We start from the raw sequence: 22704 nt of genomic DNA, 5'->3' as shown, positions 1-22704 counted from the left end.
CACTCACGCCCGAGGGTGGTGCTGTTGATGCAGCTGGCGTAAACGCGCCGTCGCTACATGAGTATAAATCTGTGTGGTGGACAAATCGCTATGGCCCAACAGCATCTGTACGACACGGAGATCCGCGCCATGGTTCAGCAGATGCGTGGCAAAAGCATGACGCAACACGTGCGGCGAAAGCTTTTCGCTGTCGATACCGGCCAGTACCGCATAGTGTTTGATGCGGTGCCAGAAAGTCTGGCGCGTCATCTGTTGGGCCCGATTACTGGGAAATAGCACGTCCAGCGACTGCCCGTTTAGCAACTCCGGGCGGCCATACTTCAGATATTGCTCAATCCAGTAAACCGCCTCTTCGCCCAGAGGAACCAGCCGCTCTTTATTGCCTTTGCCGATAACCCGCACCACGCCCTGACGCAGGCTGATATCGCTCATCGTCAGCCCAACAAGTTCAGACACGCGCAACCCGGTTGCGTACAGCACTTCAAGCATCGCTTTATCGCGCATTTCAATCGGCTGGTCGGTACAAGGGGCCTGTAAGAGGCGTTCGACCTGCGCTTCGCTTAAATCCTTTGGCAAACGCTGCGGCAACTTGGGCGATGAGAGCAACGCGCTGGGGTCATCGTCACGCATCTTTTCGCGGTACAGATATTGGAACATCCGCCGCATCGCGCTCAGCAGCCGCGCGGAGCTGGTGGCTTTATAACCGCCCTCGAGGCGCTCGGCAAGCAGCGCCTGCAGGTCCGCAGCCTGAGCGGTTAAAAAACTCAGCTGCTGATGTTGAAGCCATTCGGCCACCATGGTGAGGTCGCGGCGATAAGAACTGAGCGTATTTTCAGCCAGATTTCTCTCCAGCCATAACGCGTCCAGAAATTGTTCAATACGGGCCAGGTCCTGCTCCACTCTGGGCTCCCACTTTGGCGAATTGTGTCCATTATGCATGATGGCGAACGGGATCTGGTACACTTGGCCATCTGCACGTTATTAAAATGAGTTGTTATTGCTATGAACATTGGTCTTTTTTACGGCTCCAGCACCTGCTACACCGAGATGGCTGCCGAAAAAATTCGCGACATCATTGGCCCGGAGCTGGTCACGCTGCATAACCTGAAAGACGATGCCCCCGCAAAAATGGAACAGTACGACGTACTGATCCTTGGCATCCCGACCTGGGATTTCGGCGAACTGCAGGAAGACTGGGAAGCCGTTTGGCCGCAGCTGGATAACCTGAATCTGGAAGGCAAACTCGTCGCGCTGTACGGTATGGGCGACCAGCTTGGCTACGGTGAATGGTTCCTGGATGCGCTCGGCATGCTGCACGATAAGCTGGCTCCGCGCGGCGCTCAGTTTATTGGCTACTGGCCGACCGAAGGCTACGAGTTCACCAGCCCTAAGCCGGTCATCGCCGACGGCCAGCTGTTTGTAGGCCTGGCGCTGGATGAAACCAATCAGTACGACTTGAGCGACGAACGCATTCAAAACTGGTGCGAGCAGATCCTCGGTGAAATGGCGGAACGCTTTGCCTGAATCGGCCAGGCCTCAGGCCTGACCGTTCCCGCTCGCCTGTTGTTGCAACAGCAGGCGGCGTAAATCGCGCCATTCCCCAACATCCATACTGTCTGACGCCAGCCACAAGTGCTGGCAGCGATGCTTCGCCGGGCGACGCAGCCTCAGCATAATACCGCTCGCGGTAACCCACGGGTTGCCGACAATTTCCCAATCATGCCCCTGCCAGCGTAGACGGAAATCCGTCAGCAGTTTGACCTCTCCCTGCCGGGCGTGAATGCGGCGCTGGCTGCGTACGCTGTCAAAAACCACCAGCGACAGCAGCAGCATCCAGACAAGCGTGTAGCTCATCGGCCACGGCATCAGCAGCACAAACAGCGCCACCAGGCCGTGAGCCAGTAATGAGAGCCACTGCGCTCGCCAGGAGACACGGAGATCAGATTGCCACAGGACCACGTTCTTTATTCCGAGTCTGGATCAGGGCTACCATACGCTGAAGTTCCGCATCATCCGGCTTACCATGGTTCATCAACCAGTTAAATAAGTCCGGATCGTCACTTTCCAGCAGACGTACAAACAGCTGCTTGTCGCTGTCGCTCAACGTTTCATATTCGTGTTCAAAGAACGGCATAATCGAAATATCCAGCTCGCGCATTCCGCGGCGGCATGCCCAGTGAATTCGGGCTTTATTATTGATATCCATGTGCACTTTCCTGCTTAGCCATCAAGTTGGGTACCGGATTAGTGTAACGTGTTTTCGTCAGCGGGATTACCGGAATGTTTTGTTGTGCGCACTTTCCCGGCACAAATTGATGCAACAAGCCGGTTTGCACGACAGCCTTCGGGGAAGCTCGCAAACACACAAATGGCGTCATTAAACTGCTTGCATTGCCCTGTGTCTCTTTTACCATTGAGAGATTAAACCGTTGGATAACCCGGGATCTCTGTTATGGCTTTTAATCCGTTTCCTCCGCGCCAGCCCAGCGCCTCAGCTCGCCTTCCGCTGACGCTGATGACGCTTGATGACTGGGCTGTCGCCACCGCCGTTGGCGCAGACGCTGAAAAATACCTTCAGGGCCAGGTCACCGCCGATGTCGCTAAACTGGACGCCAGCCAGCATGTGCTGTGCGCCCATTGTGATGCAAAAGGGAAAATGTGGAGCAACCTGCGCCTGTTCCATCGCGGCGAGGGCTTTGCTTTTATTGAACGCCGCAGCCTGCGCGATGCCCAACTGGCCGAGCTAAAAAAATATGCCGTGTTTTCAAAGGTCACCATCAGCGCTGACGATGCCAGCGTGCTGCTTGGCCTGGCTGGTTTCCAGGCGCGCGCGGCGCTGGCAACCGTGTTCGACACGCTGCCTGATGAAGAAACCCCGGTTGTGCAACAGGGAGCAAGCACTTTGCTGTGGCTAAACCTGCCTGCGGAGCGTTTCCTGATTGTGACCGATGAAGAAGGTGCCGCGAACCTGAGCGGGAAACTACGCGGCCAGGCGGAGCTAAACGACAGCCAGCAGTGGCTGGCGCTGGATATTGAAGGCGGCTTGCCGGTTATTGATAGCGCCAACAGCGCTCAGTTCATTCCCCAGGCCACCAATATTCAGGCGCTGGGCGGCATCAGCTTTAAAAAAGGCTGTTACACCGGGCAGGAAATGGTCGCCCGTGCAAAATTCCGCGGGGCAAACAAACGTGCGCTCTGGTATCTGGCGGGTCACGCAGGCCGCGTGCCGGAAGCCGGAGAAGACCTTGAGCTGCAAATGGGCGAAAACTGGCGTCGCACCGGCAGCGTGCTGGCAGCCAGCCCGCTGGACGACGGCCGTATTCTGGTGCAGGTGGTGATGAACAACGATCTGGAACCGGATAGCGTGCTGCGCGTGCGCGACGATGCAAGCGGGAAGCTCGCACTCGAGCCGCTGCCCTATTCTCTGGAAGAGAGTTAATTCAAAACGAAGCGCCCCCTTTAGCGGGGCGCCGTTATTTAGCGAATGTAGAGATAGATTGCGAGGAAGTGGCAGACGCTGCCGCCGAGCACAAAGCCGTGCCAGATAGCATGGTTGTACGGAATACGTTTGCAGACGTAGAAAATCACCCCGAGAGAATAGACTATCCCGCCAATTGCCAGCAGGGTCACGCTACCCGGTGCCAGCTTGATAACCATCTGGTAGATAACTACCAGCGACAGCCAGCCCATCAATAAATAGGTCACCAGCGACAGCACTTTAAAACGATGCGCTATGGTGAGCTTAAACAGAATACCGGCCAGCGCCAGGCTCCAGATAACAATCATCAGCCCTTTTGATAGCGGCGAATTCAGCCCTACCAGCAAAAATGGCGTATAGGTTCCTGCTATCAACAGATAGATAGCGCAGTGGTCGAATTTTTTAAGCCAGCGCTTGGCCCGCTCGTGCGGGATGGCGTGGTACAGCGTGGAGGCCAGAAACAGCAGGATCATGCTGCCGCCGTACAGGCTGTAGCTGGTGATTGCCGTTGCGCTGGCGTTGGCGTCCACCGCCTGAACCAGCAGCAGCACCAGACCAACAATGCCGAACACCAGCCCGATACCGTGACTGATGCTGTTGGCTACTTCCTCAGCCAGAGAATATCCATGTGCGATAAGTGGTTTGTGAGCCATCTGGCTCCTCCCGGATATTAAGAATAATAACGCAGCATCACTAGCCTAACTGAGAATGATTCCAGTGAACACCTGTAAGCTAAAATAAATATGTGAGCACCGGCTACCGCCGTGATTCGTCAGCCGGAGTGATTTCTTTTACACTCCAGCGATGGTTAAAAACACAGGGAAAAAACATGATGCAGCAGGCATTTGGCGAAATGAGCGCGGTTATCCACTTCCTGATGGAGATAGACAAACTCAAGCTGGTCCAGCGCCGTACGCGGATTATTGGTCATGAACGGCACGAAAACTCCGCCGAGCACAGCTGGCACTTTGCGGTTGCCGCCATGAGCCTGGCACCTTACGCAGCGGCAGAAGTTAATATCCAGCGCGTGATTCAGATGGCGCTGCTGCACGACATCGTCGAGATAGACGTGGGCGACGTGCTGGTCTATGACCTGGCCGCCCGCGAAGCCATAGCGGAGAAAGAAGCCGCCGCCGCACGCCGCCTGTTTGGTTTATTGCCCGCCCCTCAGGGGCCACAATTTCTTGCGCTTTGGGAAGAGTACGAAGCGGGCACAAGCCCGGATGCACGCTTTGCCGGCGCGCTGGATCGTATTTTGCCTATCCTGCTGAATCTGCATAACGAAGGCCAAAGCTGGCGCGAGAACAATATTTCGCTGCAACAGGTATTAACCCGAAACGCACAGGTGGGAGAAAGCTGGCCGGAATTATGGCAACATATCGAGCGCCATTTATATCAGGCGCAGGAAAAAGGCTGGCTGCTTTAGCCCGGGCCGTTGGCAAGAAACACATTTGCAGGAAGAGAGAGTATGTTTACCCACGCGGCAATTGCCAGGCTGAACGGCCTGGAAATGTTAGTGTATAACTTTGTCATTAAAAACAAAGACAAAGTGATGTACATGACTATCCGTGAGCTGGCGGACGCCGCGGGCGTTTCCACCACCACCGTGCTGCGTTTTTGCCGCAAGCTTAATTGTGAAGGATATTCTGAATTCCGCGTCCGTTTTAAATTATTCCTGGAGCAAAGCGAATCGCAACCTGCTAATTTCGGCAGCAGCGAAATTATTAGCTTTTTCAAAAGTACCAACAATGAAGAGTTTGATAATCTTATCGACCATGCGGTAGATATAATTTGTGCTTCAGAGCGTATTATATTTGTCGGCGCTGGTACTTCTGGCGCATTAGCTAAATATGGCGCACGCTTTTTCTCTAACGTCGGTAAATTCAGTAACCACATCGACGATCCTTATTTCCCGGTAACCAATGATATGGCACGCAACGCGCTGGCGATTGTACTCTCGGTTTCCGGCGAAACCGAAGAGATCCTCCGCTTCGCCAGCCAGTTCAGCCTGCATCACTGCAAAGTGATGTCGATAACCAGCCACGAAAACTCCTCGCTGGCGAAACTTGCCGACTTTAATATCTCCTGGCATATTCCGCCGGTGCGCATCGCAGGCGTGTACGATATCACCACACAAATCCCCGTGATTTATATTCTCGAAACAATTGGCCGCCGACTGGCGAAAAGAATGTTGTAAAAAACATCCTGTTTTTTATTTGTGACAAATCACATTTGCTGTTATTTGTTATATCGTGACAATCATTTTTCATTTGTTAGACTCGACGTCAGAGATTATTAACTCGGCGTCGAAATGTGCGCTGTCGCACATTATTTTCAGCGCTAACGGTGAGATGAAATATTATGAAACAACTGAAGTTACCGAAGGACTTTTTATGGGGCGGCGCTGTTGCCGCGCACCAGGTTGAAGGCGGCTGGAACCAGGGCGGTAAAGGCCCGAGCATCTGTGATGTACTGACCGGCGGCGCGCACGGCGTGGCGCGAGAAATAACCCAGCAGGTTGAGCCGGGTAAATATTACCCTAACCATGAAGCCATTGATTTCTATGGCCGCTACAAAGAAGACATCAAGCTGTTCGCCGAGATGGGCTTCAAGTGCTTCCGTACCTCCATCGCCTGGACGCGCATTTTCCCAAACGGTGACGAGCAGCAGCCTAATGAAGAAGGCCTGAAGTTCTACGACGAGATGTTTGATGAACTGCTGAAGTACAACATCGAGCCGGTTATTACCCTCTCCCATTTTGAAATGCCGCACCATCTGGTCACCGAATACGGCGGCTGGACAAACCGTAAAGTCGTTGATTTCTTTGTTCGCTTCGCCGAAGTCGTGTTCGAGCGCTATAAGAGTAAGGTGAAATACTGGATGACCTTCAACGAGATCAACAACCAGCGCAACTGGCGCGCACCGCTGTTTGGTTACTGTTGCTCCGGCGTGGTTTATACCGAACACGACAACCCGGAAGAAGTGATGTACCAGGTGCTGCATCACCAGTTTGTGGCCAGCGCCATGGCGGTAAAAATTGGCCACCGCATTAACCCGGAGATGCAAATCGGCTGCATGCTGGCAATGGTTCCGCTTTACGCATTCTCCTGCAAGCCGGAAGACCAGATGTACGCTCAGGAATCTATGCGCGAGCGCTACGTGTTTACCGACGTTCAGCTGCGCGGCTACTACCCGTCCTATGTGTTGAACGAATGGGAACGCCGCGAGTTCAATATCAAAATGGAAGCCGGTGATGAAGAAATCCTGCGCGAAGGCGTCTGCGATTATCTGGGCTTCAGCTACTACATGACTAATGCCGTGCAGGCCGAAGGCGGCAGCGGCGATGCGCTTTCAGGTTTCCAGGGCAGCGTGCCGAACCCGCATGTTAAAGCCTCCGACTGGGGCTGGCAGATTGATCCGGTTGGCCTGCGCTACGCGCTGTGCGAACTGTATGAGCGCTACCAGAAGCCGCTGTTTATCGTGGAAAATGGCTTTGGTGCCTACGATAAAGTGGAAGCCGATGGCTCAATCAATGATGACTACCGCATCGACTACCTGCGCGCTCACGTTGAAGAACTGAAAAAAGCGGTCACCTACGACGGCGTGGATCTGATGGGCTACACCCCGTGGGGCTGCATAGACTGCGTGTCCTTCACCACCGGCCAGTACAGCAAGCGCTACGGCTTTATCTACGTGAATAAACACGACGACGGCACCGGCGATATGTCCCGCTCCCGTAAGAAGAGTTTTAACTGGTACAAAGAAGTGATTGCCAGCAACGGCGAGAAACTTTAAAAGTTGGGGCGCTCAGGCGCCCCATTTTTTAGACACGCAGACCAAACCGGAAGCAGGCACCGCGCTGCGGCGAGTCTACCAGCGCAATATCGCTGCCGTGCAGCTGTAGCATCTGGCGCACGATCATCAGCCCCAGTCCGCCGACCCGGAGGCGGGATTGATTCACAATCGACGGCCGGACAAACAGCCCTTCTTTTAGCTCCTGCGGAATACCCGGCCCGCTGTCGCTGACCTGGACCATCACTTTATCCAGCTCCTTCCACAGCCGCACGGCAATCACGCCTTTATCCGGCGTGTGGCGAATGGCGTTATCCAGCAGATTAGTCAGAACACGTTCAATCATGCTGACATCCGCCTCAATTAGCGGCAATCCCGGCTGAATATCGGCCAATAGTTCCAGCTGACGAGTCTGGGCCGGAAGCTCAAACTTCTGGAAAACATCCTGCAACAGCTCGCTAAGAGAGAAGCTCTCTTTATGCGGCTTCACCACGCCATATTCCAGCCGCGCCAGCTCAAACAGCGACTGCGCCAGCGCACCGACCTTCTGGCTCTGAGCAAGGGCGATATCCAGATAACGTTTTTTATCCGCTTCGCTCAGGGTAGCCGACATCACGGACAGGCTTTCGAGATAGCCGTGCAGGGAAGTAAGCGGCGTACGCAAGTCGTGAGAGATATTGGCGATAAACTCGCGCCGCAGCTGATCCTGCTGGGTCAGGCTATGCCACTGCTCCGATATGCGCCCCGCCATAGCAATCACCCCGTGGCGCAGCTGAGCCAGTTCGTCAGCATCTCCGGCGGTACTTTGCGGCAGCGCGGCCATAGCCTGCATCTCTGCCATGCCGCCCGCCTCCAGCGCTTTAACGTGCCGAGAAAGTTCACGCAAAGGGCGGGTTATCCAGCGGAAGGCCAGCCCGCCAACCACCAGCCCCAGCACGCAGACCAGACCAATCAACAGCAGGCTCAGCTTCAGGACGGCATCAAACTGGGCGCTGTTTGCCAGCTGGTTATAGGTTTCTCCGAGCAGGACCACATACAGGTAGCCCTCAAGCTTGCCGTCGCGCAGCATCGGCGCAACGCTGAAGACCTTTTGACCTTCAAGGCTACGAGGATCGTCGCCGTAAAGCGGGAACTTGCCTCCGTTCAGCGCGGCCTGGAGCGGGGCAAGGTCAACCTGATGCCGCTTAATATGCCCGTCGGGCGCGGCATCACCGATGATATTGCCCTGCTTATCCAGCAGATAAACTTCCACGCTGGGGTTCACGGCCATCAGGTGGTCGAACAGCGTGCGCACCGAGTCTTTATTCAGCCCGTCCTGCCCGAGCAGCGGGTAGCTCTGGTTAATGTGCTGAGCAAGGTCGCCGGAAAGTTGCTGGATAACCGCCTGGCTGTACTGCGTGCTGGTTCGCACCTGCAGCCAGCCGAGGAAGGTGCAGGCGGTTAATAACAGCACGGCAAAAACCAGCGTCAGGCGCCGGGAAAGCGTAAGAATTCGCATAGGTTACTCACGTAGCTGGGCGGTAAATTTGTAGCCTTTTCCCCATACGGTGCGAATAAAATTCGGCTCCGCAGGGTTCTCTTCAATCTTGATGCGCAGGCGGTTTATATGGGTGTTGACGGTGTGTTCATAGCCTTCGTGCTGATAGCCCCAGACCTGGTTTAGCAGGTTCAGGCGCGAGAAGACTTTGTCCGGATTGCGGGCAAAGAAGTAGAGCAGGTCGAACTCGCGCGGCGTCAGCTCCACGGGCTGCTGGTTGAGGCGGACATCCCTCGCCAGCGGGTCAATAGAAAGCGGGCCAAAAGTCAGCGTACCCGCATCAAGCCGCAGGTTCTGGCTCATCGCTTCCTGTCGGCGAAACAGCGCTTTCACGCGAGCAACCAGCTCCAGCATGGAAAACGGTTTGGCGAGGTAATCGTCGGCTCCCAGCTCGAGGCCCAGCACACGGTGCGTTTCGCTGGAACGAGCGCTTATCATGATAATCGGCGTGTAGCGCGTCATGCTGCGGGCAAAACGGCAAATCTCAAGCCCGTCCACGCCGGGCAACATTAAATCCAGGATCAGCGCATCCCAGCCGCCCTGCCGGAGCTTTTCCAGCCCGAGGTTTCCGTCTGCGGCGTGCACAATTTCAAAACCTTCTTCCCGCAGGTGAAGCTGTAAAAGCTCGGCGATATTCTCGTCGTCTTCCACGATTAGTATTTTTTTTGCCTGATTCACATCTTCTACTCCTGCACGCCTGGCTTAGCCAAAGTTTACACAACTCGCGGCGGTTAAGTTGTCACATTTAATTTAACTTTGCGTGAGGCAACCGGGAACAAATTCGGCCAATACTCGCTTCATCGAATCATGAGGAAGCCGGACGATGGAAAGCTCAACGCTGCAAACCGCCCCAACGGTCGTTCACCCTTTATGGCTAAGGCTCTGCCACTGGCTGAATGCACTGGCGATGCTGATTATGGTGACCAGCGGCTGGCGAATTTATAACGCTTCCCCGCTGTTTGATTTTCAGTTTGCCAACGCGCTAACGCTTGGCGGCTGGCTGGGCGGCGCGTTGCAGTGGCATTTTGCCGGGATGTGGTTATTTGCTGTCAACGGTCTGGTTTATTTGCTGTGCAATATCGCTACCGGGCGCTTCAGGCAAAAATACTGGCCCTTATCGCCCGGTGAATTATTGCGGGATGCCCTGGCGGCGCTGCGCGGGAAATTAGCCCACGCCGACCTCAGCCATTACAACATGGTGCAAAAAGCCGCCTATTTATTCGTTATCGCCGATAGCCTGCTGCTGGTTATTTCCGGCCTCGTTATCTGGAAGTCGGTGCAATTTTCACTGCTGCGGGAGTTGCTCGGGGGTTACGACAATGCGCGTTTCATCCATTTTTACGCCATGTCGGCAATGGTTGGCTTTGTGGTTATTCACCTGGTGATGGTGGCGCTGGTGCCGCGCACGTTATTAGCCATGCTTCGTGGCCGCTGAGGAAAAAATATGAGCGATAAAAATGAATTTCTGAAAGAAGCGACGCAGCTCATTAATAAACAACTGACTCAGGAAGGCCGCCGCCGTTTTTTAAAACAGGGGCTGACCCTCGGCGGTATCGCCATGCTCACCGGCTGCGATATTAGCGACAACGCAGAAGTAGAAAGCTCCCTGAACAAAATTTCACGTTTTAACGACCGTATTCAAGCCTGGTTATTTAACGGTAGCCAGCTGGCTCCGGTTTACCCGGAAAGCATGATTGACCCACATTTTCCATTTAATGCCTTCTACGGCGAGGACGAAGCTCCCGATATTAACGGCGATGATTACCGCCTTGAGCTGGCCGGGTTAATCAGCGATAAGCGCCCCTGGACGCTGGCGCAGCTTCACCAGATGGCACAGGTCAGCCAGGTTAGCCGCCATATTTGCGTCGAGGGCTGGAGCGCCATCGGCAAATGGGGCGGCGTTCCCTTCGCTCTCTTTCTGAAGGGAATTGGCGCGGACCTTAGAGCTAAATATGTCAGCTTCAAATGCGCGGATGACTATTACACCAGCATTGATATGGCGACCGCCCTGCACCCGCAAACGCTTATTGCCCTGACGTGGGACGGCAAGATATTGCCGCGCAAATACGGCTACCCGATGAAGCTGCGTATTCCAACCAAACTCGGCTACAAGAACCCGAAACATATTCAGGTTATTGAAGTCACTAATCGCTACCCCGGCGGCTACTGGGAAGACCAGGGCTATAACTGGTTCGGCGGTAGTTAATAAGCAATGACCCCATCATCATTACAAGGAAATACATCATGAAAAAGATCTACGCTGCCCTGCTGTGCTCATCCATGCTGTTTGGTATTGCCGGTGCAAATGCCGCCGACTCAATGAGCAAAGATAATATGGCGAAGGACTCAATGGGCAAAATGACCCATACCTGTAAAGGCGATATGAATAAAGACGGCATGAAAAAAGACTGCATGCCCAAAGGAAGCATGAAGAAGGACGGCATGAGCAAAGACGCTATGGGTAAAGACAGCATGGCCAAAGACGGTATGGCTAAAGACAGTATGAGCAAGCAATAAACCACGCGCTACGCCAGTCTCACCCTCTTCTGGCGTAGCGAGTTATCTTCCGCCTGCGGCATCAATGAACGTCCCGGTCACATAGGAAGCCTTACGGCTAAGCAACCAGGCAATAGCCTCGGCGACTTCTTCAGGCTGCCCGCCTCGCTGCATTGGAAGCGCTGTTTTCACCCGATCCACCCTGCCAGCTTCTCCGCCGGAGGCATGCATTTCGGTATAAATAAACCCAGGCCGCACGCAGTTAACGCGAATGCCCTGAGCGGCAACTTCGACCGCCAGCCCTGTAGTCAGCGTATCTACAGCGCCTTTTGATGCTGCATAATCAACATATTCTCCAGCCGAGCCTAAACGCGCCGCCGCAGAAGAAACGTTAACAATCGAGCCGCCTTCTCCGCCGTGCCGGTAAGCCATGCGCTTCACCGCTTCGCGACAGCAGAGAAAATAGCCCGTCACGTTGGTCGCCATAACGCGGTTAATACGTTCGGCGGTCAAGTTCTCAATGGTAGATTGCTGAAACAGGATCCCGGCATTATTCACCAGCGCGGTTAACGGCCCAAAAGCGTTGTCTATTTCCGCAAACATAGCCATCACCTGAAGCTCGTCGGCAATGTCCGCACGCAGCGCCAGCGCTTCACCACCATTAGCGATAATCGCATTGACCACATCGTCCGCAGCCTGCTTATTACGAAGATAGTTAACCACGACTTTATAGCCGTGCTGCGCCAGTAGAAGCGAGGTGGCTTTGCCGATACCGCGACTGCCGCCGGTCACTAAAGCTACGCCCATTTGACCCCCTGTAGAAAAAAGAAAGGGCACCGGAGTGCCCTTGATTCATCTGTAAAAACTATTCGTATTCGCTCATCGGCACGCAGGAGCAGAACAGATTACGGTCGCCGTAAACGTCATCCAGGCGCTTAACGGTCGGCCAGTATTTGTTGCCGTGGCCTGCCGGGAATACCGCCAGCTCGCGGGTATACGGGTGCGCCCACTCGGCAACGATTTCGTCCTGAGTGTGCGGGGCGTTCACCAGCGGGTTATCTTCCAGCGTCCACTCGCCTGCCACCACGCGATCGATTTCGATGCGGATAGAGAGCATCGCGGCGATAAAGCGGTCCAGCTCGACTTTACTTTCGGACTCTGTCGGCTCAACCATCAGCGTACCCGCAACCGGGAACGACATGGTTGGCGCGTGGAAGCCGAAGTCGATCAGGCGTTTGGCGATATCCAGCTCGCTAATACCGGTCTCTTCTTTCAGCGGACGAATATCCAGAATGCATTCGTGAGCCACGCGACCGTTGGCACCGGTATACAGCACCGGATAGGCCGACTTCAGGCGGGTCGCAATGTAGTTAGCATTCAGGATAGCAACCTGGCTCGCTTTCTTCAGGCCGTCTGCGCCCATCATGCGGATGTACATCCAGCTGATTGGCAGAATCGATGCGCTGCCGAACGGGGCCGCAGAAACCGCGCCCTGCTGGGTCAGCATCTCTTCAATTTGCACCACGCTGTGGCCCGGAACAAACGGAGCCAGATGCGCCTTCACGCCGATAGGGCCCATGCCAGGGCCGCCGCCGCCGTGCGGAATACAGAAGGTTTTGTGCAGGTTGAGGTGCGAAACATCCGCGCCGATGTAGCCCGGCGTGGTGATCCCGACCTGAGCATTCATGTTCGCGCCATCGAGGTAAACCTGGCCGCCGAACTGGTGAACAATCTGGCACACTTCGCGGATGGTTTCTTCGTACACGCCGTGGGTGGACGGGTAAGTCACCATGATGCAGGAAAGCGCTTCGCCCGCCTGCTCGGCTTTAGCACGCAGATCCTCCAGGTCGATATTGCCCTGCTTGTCGCAGGCCACCACGATCACTTCCATGCCGGCCATCTGGGCAGACGCCGGGTTAGTGCCGTGTGCGGAACTTGGGATCAGGCAGATATTACGGCTGCCTTCGTTGCGGCTTTCGTGGTAGCGGCGGATAGCCAGCAGGCCAGCGTATTCGCCCTGCGCACCGGAGTTCGGCTGCATGCACAGCGCGTCGTAGCCGGTCAGTTTAACCAGCCAGTCGGAAAGCTGGGCGATCATCTGATGGTAGCCTTCAGCCTGGTTTGCCGGGCAGAACGGATGCAGCTCGGCGAATTCCGGCCAGGTAATTGGGATCATTTCCGCGGCGGCGTTCAGCTTCATAGTGCAGGAGCCGAGCGGGATCATCGCCTGGTTGAGCGCCAGATCTTTACGCTCCAGAGAGTGCATGTAGCGCATCATCTCCGTTTCGCTGTGGTAGCGGTTGAATACCGGGTGAGTCAGGATCTCGTCATCGCGCAGCATTGGGGCCGGGATCGAGTTGCTGTCGTTGGCAACGTCGCGATCCAGCTTGTCGATATCCAGGCCGTGAGCATCGCCCAGCAGCACGTCGAACAGCGCCGCCACGTCTTCACGGGTGGTTGATTCGTCCAGCGTGATGCCAACGGCGTTATGAATGTCGCTGCGCAGGTTGATTTCACGCGCTTCAGCGCGAGCCAGCACCGCGGCTTTGTCGGCGACTTCTACACACAGCGTGTCGAACCAGTGTTTATGGCGCAGGACCAGGCCTTTCTGTTGCAGGCCGGCTGCCAGAATATCGGTCAGGCGGTGAATACGACCGGCGATGCGTTTCAGGCCAGCCGGGCCGTGGAATACGGCATACAGGCTGGCAATGTTCGCCAGCAGCACCTGAGAGGTACAGATGTTGGAGTTCGCTTTCTCGCGGCGAATGTGCTGCTCGCGAGTCTGCATTGCCATACGCAGAGCGGTACGGCCAGCGGCATCGCGGGATACGCCGATAATACGGCCCGGCATGGAGCGTTTAAACTCGTCGCGCGCGCCGAAGAATGCCGCGTGCGGGCCGCCGTAGCCCATAGGCACGCCGAAGCGCTGGGCAGAGCCGAACACGATGTCCGCGCCCTGTTTGCCCGGAGCGGTCAGCATCACCAGAGTCATAAAGTCTGCCGCCACGCTAACCACAACTTTACGCTGCTTCAGCTCGGCGATCAGGGCGCTGTAGTCGTGAACTTCGCCGGTGGTGCCAACTTGCTGCAACAGCACGCCGAACACGTCCTGGTGATCCAGCACTTTAGCCGCATCATCAACGATGACGTCAAAGCCGAAGGTTTCAGCGCGGGTACGCACCACGTCCAGCGTTTGCGGATGCACGTCGGCAGCCACAAAGAAGCGGTTCGCGTTTTTCAGCTTGCTGACGCGCTTAGCCATCGCCATCGCTTCGGCGGCGGCGGTAGCTTCGTCCAGCAGCGAGGCCGAGGCGATATCCATCCCGGTTAAGTCCAGCGTCACCTGCTGGAAGTTCAGCAATGCTTCAAGACGGCCCTGGGAAACTTCCGGCTGATAAGGCGTGTAGGCGGTGTACCAGCCCGGGTTTTCCAGCATATTACGCAGAATCACCGGCGGCGTCTGAACCGCGGTATAACCCATGCCAATGTAAGTTTTGAAACGTTTATTGCGGCCTGCGATGGCTTTTAATTCAGCCAGCGCGGCGAATTCGGTAGCAGCGCTGCCAATCTGAGGCGGTTCGGCAAGCTGGATATCCTGCGGAACGATGCTGGCGATGAGCTCGTTGAGCGTCTGCGCGCCTACGGTGTCCAGCATCTCTTGCTGCTGCTGTGCGTTCGGGCCAATGTGGCGGTCGATAAACGCTTCGTGATTCTCTAGCTGACGTAAAGACTGGGTCATGAGCGGTGATTCCTGAAGTGTTTTCCCCTCTCCCCGAAGGAAGAGGGGTTAAAAATTACTCGTCTTCTAACAGCGCTTCGTAAGCAGAAGCGTCCAGCAGCGCGGCAACCTGCGCTTCGTCACTGGCTTTGATTTTGAAAATCCAGCCCGCGCCGTAAGGCTCGCTGTTCACCTGCTCCGGGTTGTCGCTCAGTGCGTCGTTAACCGCAACGATTTCGCCACTGATTGGAGCATAAATGTCGGAGGCGGCTTTAACAGACTCGGCAACCGCGCAGTCGTCTCCTGCGGAAACGGTAGCGCCCACTTCAGGCAGGTCGATGAAGACCATGTCACCCAGCAGGCCCTGCGCATGTTCGGTGATGCCCACGGTGTAGCTACCGTCGGCTTCTTTACGCAGCCATTCGTGCTCTTTGCTGTATTTCAGTTCGTTCGGCACATTGCTCATTGTTCTCTCCTGATACCTGATTTTAAAATTTAAAGCGCAACCGGCTTACCGGCGCGAACAAAAATAGGTTTAGTGACTTTGACCGGCATTTCGCGGTTACGGATTTGAACCACCGCCGTTTCGCCAATACCTGCCGGGACGCGGGCAAGCGCAATGCTGTAGCCAAGCGTCGGCGAGAAGGTTCCGCTGGTGATAAAACCTTCACGGGCGTTGCCCTGAGCGTCGGTAAAGCGTACCGGCAGCTCGTTACGCAATACGCCTTTTTCGGTCATGATTAAACCGACCAGCTGCTCGGTGCCGTTTGCCTTCTGGGCTTCCAGCGCCTCGCGCCCGATAAAATCACGATCTTCCGGCTGCCAGGCAATCGTCCAGCCCATGTTGGCGGCCAGCGGAGAAACGCCTTCATCCATTTCCTGGCCGTAAAGATTCATGCCCGCCTCAAGACGCAGCGTGTCGCGCGCGCCCAGGCCGCAAGGCTTAACACCCGCTTCTACCAGGTGCGCCCAGAACTCGGCTGCTTTTTCATTTGGCAGCGCGATTTCGTAACCCGCTTCGCCGGTGTAACCGGTGGTGGCGATAAACAAGTCGCCGGACTGCACGCCAAAGAACGGCTTCATGCCTTCCACGGCTTTACGCTGCTCTTCGCTCAACAGCGTAGCGGCTTTTGCCTTAGCATTTGGCCCCTGCACGGCAATCAGCGAGAGGTCGTCGCGCACGGTAACGGACACGCCAAACGGTTCCGCGTGCTGGTTAATCCAGGCGAGATCTTTTTCGCGGGTTGCAGAGTTCACCACCAGGCGGAAATAGTCTTCGGTCAGGAAGTAGATAATCAGGTCATCAATAACGCCGCCGGAAGCGTTAAGCATTGCGGTGTAGAGTGCTTTGCCCGGCTGGGTCAGCTTGGCTACGTCGTTGGCGACTAAATAACGCAGGAATTCACGGGTGCGGCTGCCGCGAAGATCGACAATGGTCATGTGGGAAACGTCGAACATACCGGCGTCGGTGCGCACGGCGTGGTGTTCATCAATTTGCGAGCCGTAGTGCAGCGGCATCATCCAACCGTGGAAATCAACCATGCGCGCGCCGCACAGCGTATGCTGTTCAAATAAGGGGGTCTGTTGAGTCATCTTTTCCTCTTTAACCATCTGGTTGCAAAGCGGATTTGGCTTTGCCAACCGTCAGACGAAACCCGGCACCGCCACCGTTCCCCGATAGCGACGCAAACGTTACCTTTGCCCTGAACTTACCACCGAACGGAGGCGTAAACCATAAGCGAAAAGCGGTCATTGCATTAGCTTATGACCAAAATGGAAGAGGAAGTGTGCAGAGTTATTCACTGTAAAAATGCGATAAGCTCCACATTAACAGCAGGTATTTGAGGCGGAATTTAGCACTGGCTAACATTTACGACCATTTCAGAAACAAAATCACTACATCTCTAAAATCGTAAGATTAGAAAATGTAATCCGAGATTTGCCCTGAGATTAGAATATTTCAAACGAGGGGAAATGCTCCCTCCCCGGTCATCGGGAAGGGAAATGTGACGAGGTTATCACTTAGAGATTCAACGTAGCCAGGAAGGCAAATCTTGCAGCCCCATCGCTTGACGGATCAGCTGCGGTTTTACACCCGGCAGCGTATCGGCGAGCTTGAGGCCAATATCACGCAGCAGCTTTTTCGCCGGGTTGTTTCCGGCAAACAGATCCCGGAACCCCTGCATGCTGGCGAGCATTACAGCCGCGCTATGCTTGCGGCTGCGCTCATAGCGGCGCAGATACAGGTGCTGCCCAAAGTCTTTCCCTTCTCGGTGCAGGCGGCGAATTTCGGCAATCAGCTCTGCTGCATCCATAAAGCCGAGGTTTACCCCCTGCCCGGCCAGCGGATGAATGGTATGCGCCGCGTCGCCAACCAGCGCGAGGCGATGCCCGGCAAAGCTGCGAGCGTAGCGGCCCGTCAGCGGGAAGACCTGACGCTCGCTTTCGACGCTGCAAAGGCCGAGGCGCATATTGAAGGCGACGGAGAGCGCCTGATTAAACTCGTCATCCGTTGCCTGCTGCATGCGTTGGGCTTCCTGCGGCGACAGCGACCAGACAATTGAGCACAGGTGCGGGTCGGACAACGGCAAAAATGCCAGGATGCCGTCGCCGTGGAACACCTGCCGCGCCACGGCCTGATGCGGCTCATGGGTGCGAATAGTGGCGACCAGCGCATGGTGGCGATAGTCCCAGAAAGTCAGCGGAATATCGGCCTTATTGCGCAGCCAGGAGTTAGCACCGTCAGCGCCGACGACCAGCCTTGCGGTAAGCATTGCGCCGTCTTTCAGGGTCAGGAACGCTTCGTTTTCGCCCCATGCGACCTGCTGAATGTCTGCCGGAGACATCAGCGTAACGTCCGAGCACTGCTCGGCGCGCTGCCAAAGCGCATGGTGAATAACCGAATTCTCGATGATGTGGCCAAGATGGCTGAAGCCAAAGCTTTTATCGTCGAAGGCAATTTGCCCGAAGCTGTCCCGGTCCCAGACTTCCATCCCGTGATAGCAGCTGGCCCGCTCGAGGATCTTCGGCCAGGCACCCAGATGAGCAAGAAGTTTTTCACTGGCCGCATTAATCGCCGACACCCGCAGCGCAGGAGCGGCATCGGGCGCAGGCGGCTGCGGAAGGTGGCTTTCGATTACCGCGACGCGCAGGCCGCTGCCCTGAAGCCCGCAGGCTACGGCCAGCCCCACCATACCGCCGCCAACAATGGCCACATCAACGCTTTGCAAATTGACTCTCCTTTAACGCGCAACCCAGCCAAGGGTGCGCTGAGCCAGCACGTCTCGTGCCGGAGTAAAATGTTCCATCGCCATCAGGCCGAGATTTCGGCCAACAACCAGCGGCGCCCAGCGGTTCGCAAAAAGCTGAACCAGCCCGTCGGTCACGCCGATAGTTGCCGCTTTATCCGCGGCCCTGCGCTGCTGCCAGCCGGTAAGCACCTCAAAACTGCCAACGTCCTGAGCGGCTACGTGTGCCGCCGTCAGCTCCTCCGCCAGCGACATAACGTCGCGCAGGCCGAGGTTGAACCCCTGTCCGGCAATCGGGTGCAGCGTTTGTGCAGCGTTGCCGACCAGCGCAAGACGATGAGAAACCGACTGAGAAGCCGTAGTCAGCGCCAGCGGATAGTGATGGCGCGCGCCAGCATGGGTTATACGGCCCAGCCGCCAGCCGAAGGCCCGCTGTAGCTGTTGGCAAAATTCGGCCTCGCTCCAGCTTTCTACTTCGGCTCGCGCTTCAAGCGCATGGCACCAGACCAGCGAGCAACGCCCGTCGGACATCGGCAACATCGCCAGCGGCCCGTGTTCGGTAAAACGCTCAAAAGCACGGCCATTGTGCGGTTCAGAAGTAGTGATGTTGGCTATCACCGCAACCTGCTGATAACTCTGCGGCCGCCAGACGATGCCGCACTGAGCGGCCAGCGCCGAGCGCGTGCCGTCGGCAGCAACCAGCAGTTGCCCGTGCAGCTCACGACCGTTGTCGAGCACCACGTTGACGCCATCCGCCTCGCGGGTAAACGACGTAACGCGCTGCGGGCAATGCAGCGTTACGCCAGCGGCCTTACGCAGCAAAGCAAATAAACGCAGCCCAACATCGTGCAGCTCTACCACCTGCCCGAGAGCGTCAATCTGGTAATCTTCCGCTTCCAGCGTGACAAAGCCCGCATGTCCTTTATCGCTAACGTGCACGGTTTTAATTGCCGTGGCACGGTCTGCGATAGCGGGCCAAATACCGATGCGGTTTAGCTGCTGGCAGGTGCCCTGCGCCAGCGCGATGGCACGGGCGTCAAAACCCGGATGCGCGGCCGAGTCCGGCGCAACCGCTTCAATCAGGTGCACAGGAAGCTTGCCGTTAGTCAGCCGGGAGATAGCCAGGGCGAGCGTCGCGCCCGCCATTCCACCACCCACGATAATTACGCTCATTGTTGGCGTGCCGCCGCCATCAGCGCTTCGATATCATCGGCGGACTTCACCACGCTGGCGGTCAGGTTTTCATTGCCGTCAGCGGTGATGACGATATCGTCTTCAATACGGATGCCGATACCGCGATATTGAGCAGGCACGTCCGCATCCGGCGCGATATACAAGCCAGGCTCAACGGTGATAACCATGCCCGGCTCCAGCACGCGGGAGCGGTCCGGACCGTAGAAGCCGACGTCGTGAACGTCCAGCCCCAGCCAGTGACTCAGGCCATGCATAAAGAAGGCGCGATGAGCGTTATCGGCGATAAGCTTTTCAACATCCCCTTTCAGGATGCCCAGCTTCACCAGCCCTTTCACCATAATGCGCACCACTTCCGCGGTGACAGCCTGCATGGTCGTTCCGGGACGATATAGCTTCAGCGAGGTTTCAAGAGATTCGAGAACGATGTCATAAACCGCACGCTGCGCGGGGCTGAATTTGCCGTTAACCGGGAAGGTACGGGTGATGTCTCCGGCGTAGCTTTGGTATTCACAGCCGGCATCAATCAGCACCAGGTCGCCGTCGCGCATTTGGCTTTCGTTTTCGGTGTAATGCAGGATACAACCGTTCTCGCCGCTGCCGACGATGGTGGTGTAAGACGGGTAACGAGCGCCGTGGCGGTTGAATTCGTGATGGATTTCGCCTTCAAGCTGGTATTCAAACATCCCCGGGCGGCAGGTCTGCATGGCACGGGTATGCCCAAGCGCAGAAATTTCACCGGCGCGGCGCATAACGGCGATCTCCTCTTCTGATTTGAAAAGGCGAAGCTCATGAACCGTTGGCCGCCAGTCGGTCAGGCTGGCAGGAGCAGACAGATTCTGGCGCGAACCGCGACGTAGCTTATCCAGCGCGGCAAAAACGAGATTATCTGCGTAGTCGTACTCACCCTGAGCGTGGTAAACCACATCCAGCCCGTTTAACAGCAGGTGCAGCTGTTCACCAATCTCGGCAAACGCCAGCGCGCGGTCGACGCCCAGCTTCTGCGGCGCATTCTCCTGGCCAAGCCGACGGCCAGACCAGATCTCAGCATTTTTATCCCGCACGCGGTTAAACAGCACGCTATGGTTATGCGAGGCGTCGCTTTTAATCAGCACCAGCGCGGCTTCCGGCTCGTTAAAACCGGTGAAGTACCAAAAATCACTGTTCTGCCGATACGGATATTCGCTATCGGCATTACGTGTAACCTCGGGAGCCGCGAAAATAATCGCAGCGCTGGCCGGAGCCATTTTAGCCAGTAACGCCTGACGGCGACGGAGAAACTCCTGCTGATTCATCACATCTCCTGACACGGTTAAGATTAGTGGAGCGTTGGCTTGCGAACCTCGGGCGCGGTTGGCACCGGGCGAGTAAAGGTATCGTGGCAGAGCAGCGCGGCAACGCGCACATACTCAATGATTTCTTCCAGCGACATCTCAAGCTCTTCCTGGTCTTCATCTTCGTCATAGCCCAGTTGAGCGATGTTACGCAGATCGTCGATAGCTTCCCCGGTTTCGCCGGTGACTTTATCAAGCTTGGTCTGCGTGACGCCAAGACCCAGCAGGAAATGGTTCACCCAGCCGGACAGCGCATCCGCGCGGTCAAACACCGTGGCATCATCACCCTCAGGGAGATAGAGCTGGAACAGGAAGCCGTCATCTTCCAGCGCGTCGCCAATTGCGCCGTGCATCTGGCGCAGGGCGTCGGCGAGGTTCTGGCTAAAGGCCAGACCTTCATTGGTCAGGTCATGCAGCAGCGCTTGCCAGCTGCTGTCTTTATTGCCGCCGCACAGCATGCCGCTGATTAAGCCGTGCATTTCCGCAGGCGTCAGGCCCACACCTTGTTCGTTCAAAAGTTGGCTTACTGCGTCGTAGCCCGGCATCGTGTTCTGTATAGACATGCGCATTCGTCGTCGTTGGCAGGATTAGTGTGTGTTATGCTACCACCAGGACCCCCGCAGATACCAGAAAAGGGCTTGTATCTTAATATCGGGATAGCTATAGTGGCGCCCCTTCCGTTACCGCGACCGGTAGCGTTAAGGCAGGCGAGTAAACAGCAGGAAGGTAGCATGTCTGCACAACCAGTCGATATTCAAATTTTCGGTCGTTCATTGCGCGTGAATTGTCCGCCTGAACAACAGGATGCGCTGAATCAGGCTGCGGAAGAGCTGAATCAGCGGTTGCAAGATTTAAAAGTTCGCACTAGAGTCACAAATACCGAGCAGCTGGTGTTCATTGCGGCGTTAAACATCTGCTATGAGCTGGCTCAGGAAAAGTCGAAAACCCGTGACTACGCCGCCAACATGGAAGAGCGTATTCGGATGCTACAGCAGACCATTGAACAAGCGCTGCTTGAACAGGGTCGCATCGCAGACCGACAGGGTCCAAAGTTTGAATAACACTTCGCAGTTGACTATGGTAGAGTAACTTCGAAGACAAAATTTCTCTGAGATGTTTGCAAGCGGGCCAGTCCCCTGAGCCGATATTTCATACCACAAGAGTGTGGCGCTCCGCGGTCGGTGAGCATGCTCGGTCCGTCCGAGAAGCCTGAAGACCATGACGACACACTCACCTTGAACCAAGGGTTCAAGGGTTACAGCCTGCGGCGGCATCTCGGAGATTCCCTCTTTACTACCCGGCCATCATGACGCATATCTCGTTATTCTCAACGCAACGTCAGGACATTCGCCAAACCATCCGGCAACAACGCCGGGCGCTCACTCCCGCTGAACAAAAAACCTTTGCCTTACAGGCTGCTGAACGCATGCTGGCGTTTGAGCCGGTTGTCCGTGCGCATACCGTGGCGCTGTTTCTTTCCTTTGATGGCGAGCTGGATACCGGGCCGCTGGTTCAGGCTTTATGGCAGGCCGAAAAAGAGGTTTACCTCCCGGTTCTTCACCCTTTCAGCCCGGGAAATCTGCTATTTCTGCGCTATACGCCGCACGGCGAACTGGTGCGGAACCGTCTGAAAATTCTTGAGCCAAAGCTGGATGTTCGCGACGTTCTGCCGCTCAATAAGCTGGACGTACTGATTGCGCCTTTAGTCGCCTTTGATACCAAAGGCCAGCGGCTGGGCATGGGGGGAGGATTCTACGATCGCACGTTGCAAAACTGGCGGCAGCACGGTCTGTATCCGGTTGGCCTGGCGCACGATTGCCAGCAAGTTGCCGAATTACCGGCCGAAGAGTGGGATATTCCTTTGCCTGCCGTGGTGACGCCTTCGCGCCTGTGGCAGTGGTGACAGCCTC

At 56.0% G+C, this 22704-nt stretch carries 23 protein-coding genes, 1 other RNA gene and 2 pseudogenes; 11 read left to right on the top strand and 15 right to left on the bottom strand.

Annotated elements, in window-relative coordinates; all coding sequences use genetic code 11:
* Window positions 1–3 precede the first annotated feature (3 nt).
* A complete protein-coding gene (gene xerD / locus ACG1VR_RS03485; protein ID WP_039898799.1) occupies window positions 4–900 on the bottom strand; it encodes a site-specific tyrosine recombinase XerD in 897 nt (298 codons plus the stop codon).
* A gap of 102 nt (window positions 901–1002) precedes the next feature.
* Between xerD and fldB the strand changes: the two genes are divergently transcribed.
* Entirely contained in the window at window positions 1003–1524 is a 522-nt protein-coding gene (gene fldB, locus ACG1VR_RS03480) for a flavodoxin FldB (protein ID WP_395490213.1), read from the top strand.
* Window positions 1525–1536: 12 nt separating this feature from the next.
* Here the strand turns inward: fldB and ACG1VR_RS03475 are convergent, their stop codons facing one another.
* Both ACG1VR_RS03475 and sdhE read right to left on the bottom strand, forming a co-directional pair.
* The gene (locus tag ACG1VR_RS03475; RefSeq protein WP_016538096.1) at window positions 1537–1959 is read right to left on the bottom strand and encodes a protein YgfX; all 423 of its coding nucleotides are present in this window, start codon (window positions 1957–1959) and stop codon (window positions 1537–1539) included.
* A complete protein-coding gene (gene sdhE, locus ACG1VR_RS03470; RefSeq protein WP_016538097.1) occupies window positions 1940–2206 on the bottom strand; it encodes an FAD assembly factor SdhE in 267 nt (88 codons plus the stop codon). The genes ACG1VR_RS03475 and sdhE overlap by 20 nt, the downstream gene beginning before the upstream one ends.
* A 246-nt stretch (window positions 2207–2452) precedes the next feature.
* Between sdhE and ygfZ the strand changes: the two genes are divergently transcribed.
* Window positions 2453–3439, top strand: a complete 987-nt coding sequence (ygfZ, locus tag ACG1VR_RS03465) for a tRNA-modifying protein YgfZ (protein ID WP_395490212.1) — start codon at window positions 2453–2455, stop codon at window positions 3437–3439.
* A gap of 38 nt (window positions 3440–3477) precedes the next feature.
* On the opposite strand, the gene ACG1VR_RS03460 is transcribed toward ygfZ, so the two are convergent.
* Window positions 3478–4131, bottom strand: a complete 654-nt coding sequence (locus tag ACG1VR_RS03460; protein ID WP_016538099.1) for a hemolysin III family protein — start codon at window positions 4129–4131, stop codon at window positions 3478–3480.
* 179 nt (window positions 4132–4310) lie between these two features.
* On the opposite strand from ACG1VR_RS03460, the gene ACG1VR_RS03455 reads away from it, so the two are divergent.
* The 3 genes from ACG1VR_RS03455 (at window position 4311) to ACG1VR_RS03445 (ending at window position 7273) form a co-directional block, all read left to right on the top strand.
* Window positions 4311–4904 carry an HD family hydrolase gene (locus ACG1VR_RS03455; protein ID WP_216376787.1) on the top strand — a complete coding sequence of 198 codons (594 nt, stop codon included), beginning with the start codon at window positions 4311–4313 and terminating at the stop codon, window positions 4902–4904.
* A 42-nt stretch (window positions 4905–4946) separates the two neighbouring features.
* The gene (locus ACG1VR_RS03450; RefSeq protein ID WP_016538101.1) at window positions 4947–5675 is read left to right on the top strand and encodes a MurR/RpiR family transcriptional regulator; all 729 of its coding nucleotides are present in this window, start codon (window positions 4947–4949) and stop codon (window positions 5673–5675) included.
* A 164-nt stretch (window positions 5676–5839) separates the two neighbouring features.
* Complete coding sequence (locus ACG1VR_RS03445) at window positions 5840–7273, top strand: 6-phospho-beta-glucosidase (protein ID WP_395490211.1); 1434 nt, start codon at window positions 5840–5842, stop codon at window positions 7271–7273.
* A 28-nt stretch (window positions 7274–7301) separates the two neighbouring features.
* Here ACG1VR_RS03445 and ACG1VR_RS03440 read toward each other — a convergent pair whose 3' ends face one another.
* Together ACG1VR_RS03440 and ACG1VR_RS03435 are read right to left on the bottom strand one after the other, a co-directional pair.
* Window positions 7302–8768 carry an ATP-binding protein gene (locus tag ACG1VR_RS03440; RefSeq protein WP_395490210.1) on the bottom strand — a complete coding sequence of 489 codons (1467 nt, stop codon included), beginning with the start codon at window positions 8766–8768 and terminating at the stop codon, window positions 7302–7304.
* Between the two features lie 3 nt (window positions 8769–8771).
* The gene (locus ACG1VR_RS03435) at window positions 8772–9485 is read right to left on the bottom strand and encodes a response regulator transcription factor (protein ID WP_216376772.1); all 714 of its coding nucleotides are present in this window, start codon (window positions 9483–9485) and stop codon (window positions 8772–8774) included.
* Between the two features lie 145 nt (window positions 9486–9630).
* Here ACG1VR_RS03435 and ACG1VR_RS03430 point away from each other — a divergent pair, with 145 nt between their 5' ends.
* The 3 genes and pseudogenes from ACG1VR_RS03430 to ACG1VR_RS03420 form a co-directional block, all read left to right on the top strand.
* Entirely contained in the window at window positions 9631–10242 is a 612-nt protein-coding gene (locus ACG1VR_RS03430) for a cytochrome b/b6 domain-containing protein (RefSeq protein WP_395490209.1), read from the top strand.
* A 9-nt stretch (window positions 10243–10251) separates the two neighbouring features.
* Window positions 10252–11013, top strand: coding sequence for a molybdopterin-dependent oxidoreductase (locus ACG1VR_RS03425; protein WP_395490208.1), 762 nt, complete (start codon window positions 10252–10254; stop codon window positions 11011–11013).
* A gap of 38 nt (window positions 11014–11051) precedes the next feature.
* Window positions 11052–11258: pseudogene (locus ACG1VR_RS03420) on the top strand (pentapeptide MXKDX repeat protein); the annotation flags it as partial.
* A 3-nt stretch (window positions 11259–11261) separates the two neighbouring features.
* Here the strand turns inward: ACG1VR_RS03420 and ACG1VR_RS03415 are convergent.
* The 9 genes and pseudogenes from ACG1VR_RS03415 to ACG1VR_RS03375 form a co-directional block, all read right to left on the bottom strand.
* Window positions 11262–11321, bottom strand: a pseudogene (locus ACG1VR_RS03415) (hypothetical protein); the annotation flags it as partial.
* Window positions 11322–11366: 45 nt separating this feature from the next.
* Window positions 11367–12110 carry an SDR family oxidoreductase gene (locus tag ACG1VR_RS03410; protein WP_265439330.1) on the bottom strand — a complete coding sequence of 248 codons (744 nt, stop codon included), beginning with the start codon at window positions 12108–12110 and terminating at the stop codon, window positions 11367–11369.
* A 58-nt stretch (window positions 12111–12168) separates the two neighbouring features.
* Window positions 12169–15042 (bottom strand): aminomethyl-transferring glycine dehydrogenase, encoded by a 2874-nt coding sequence (gene gcvP, locus ACG1VR_RS03405; protein ID WP_395490207.1) that lies wholly within the window; start codon window positions 15040–15042, stop codon window positions 12169–12171.
* A gap of 55 nt (window positions 15043–15097) precedes the next feature.
* The gene (gcvH, locus tag ACG1VR_RS03400; protein ID WP_016538111.1) at window positions 15098–15487 is read right to left on the bottom strand and encodes a glycine cleavage system protein GcvH; all 390 of its coding nucleotides are present in this window, start codon (window positions 15485–15487) and stop codon (window positions 15098–15100) included.
* 29 nt (window positions 15488–15516) lie between these two features.
* A complete protein-coding gene (gcvT, locus tag ACG1VR_RS03395; protein WP_395490206.1) occupies window positions 15517–16614 on the bottom strand; it encodes a glycine cleavage system aminomethyltransferase GcvT in 1098 nt (365 codons plus the stop codon).
* A gap of 437 nt (window positions 16615–17051) precedes the next feature.
* Window positions 17052–18251: an FAD-dependent 2-octaprenylphenol hydroxylase gene (gene ubiI, locus ACG1VR_RS03390; RefSeq protein ID WP_172569026.1), complete on the bottom strand. Its 1200-nt coding sequence runs from the start codon at window positions 18249–18251 to the stop codon at window positions 17052–17054.
* Window positions 18252–18263: 12 nt separating this feature from the next.
* The gene (gene ubiH / locus ACG1VR_RS03385; RefSeq protein WP_395490205.1) at window positions 18264–19442 is read right to left on the bottom strand and encodes a 2-octaprenyl-6-methoxyphenyl hydroxylase; all 1179 of its coding nucleotides are present in this window, start codon (window positions 19440–19442) and stop codon (window positions 18264–18266) included.
* Entirely contained in the window at window positions 19439–20755 is a 1317-nt protein-coding gene (pepP, locus tag ACG1VR_RS03380) for a Xaa-Pro aminopeptidase (protein WP_016538115.1), read from the bottom strand. Before pepP ends, ubiH begins: the two co-directional genes overlap by 4 nt.
* Window positions 20756–20778: 23 nt before the next feature.
* Complete coding sequence (locus ACG1VR_RS03375) at window positions 20779–21357, bottom strand: YecA family protein (RefSeq protein ID WP_395490204.1); 579 nt, start codon at window positions 21355–21357, stop codon at window positions 20779–20781.
* Between the two features lie 168 nt (window positions 21358–21525).
* Between ACG1VR_RS03375 and zapA the strand changes: the two genes are divergently transcribed.
* The 3 genes from zapA (at window position 21526) to ACG1VR_RS03360 (ending at window position 22697) form a co-directional block, all read left to right on the top strand.
* Complete coding sequence (gene zapA, locus ACG1VR_RS03370) at window positions 21526–21855, top strand: cell division protein ZapA (RefSeq protein WP_008461599.1); 330 nt, start codon at window positions 21526–21528, stop codon at window positions 21853–21855.
* Window positions 21856–21896: 41 nt separating this feature from the next.
* A non-coding RNA gene (ssrS, locus tag ACG1VR_RS03365) (6S RNA) lies at window positions 21897–22080 on the top strand.
* 20 nt (window positions 22081–22100) lie between these two features.
* Window positions 22101–22697 carry a 5-formyltetrahydrofolate cyclo-ligase gene (locus ACG1VR_RS03360; protein WP_395490203.1) on the top strand — a complete coding sequence of 199 codons (597 nt, stop codon included), beginning with the start codon at window positions 22101–22103 and terminating at the stop codon, window positions 22695–22697.
* Window positions 22698–22704: the final 7 nt, after the last annotated feature.

Origin of the sequence: Cedecea davisae (assembly GCF_044095835.1) — a bacterium.
GTDB lineage: Bacteria > Pseudomonadota > Gammaproteobacteria > Enterobacterales > Enterobacteriaceae > Cedecea > Cedecea davisae.
Note: the sequence above shows the minus strand (reverse complement) of the source record. Positions and strands in the feature narration are given on the sequence as shown.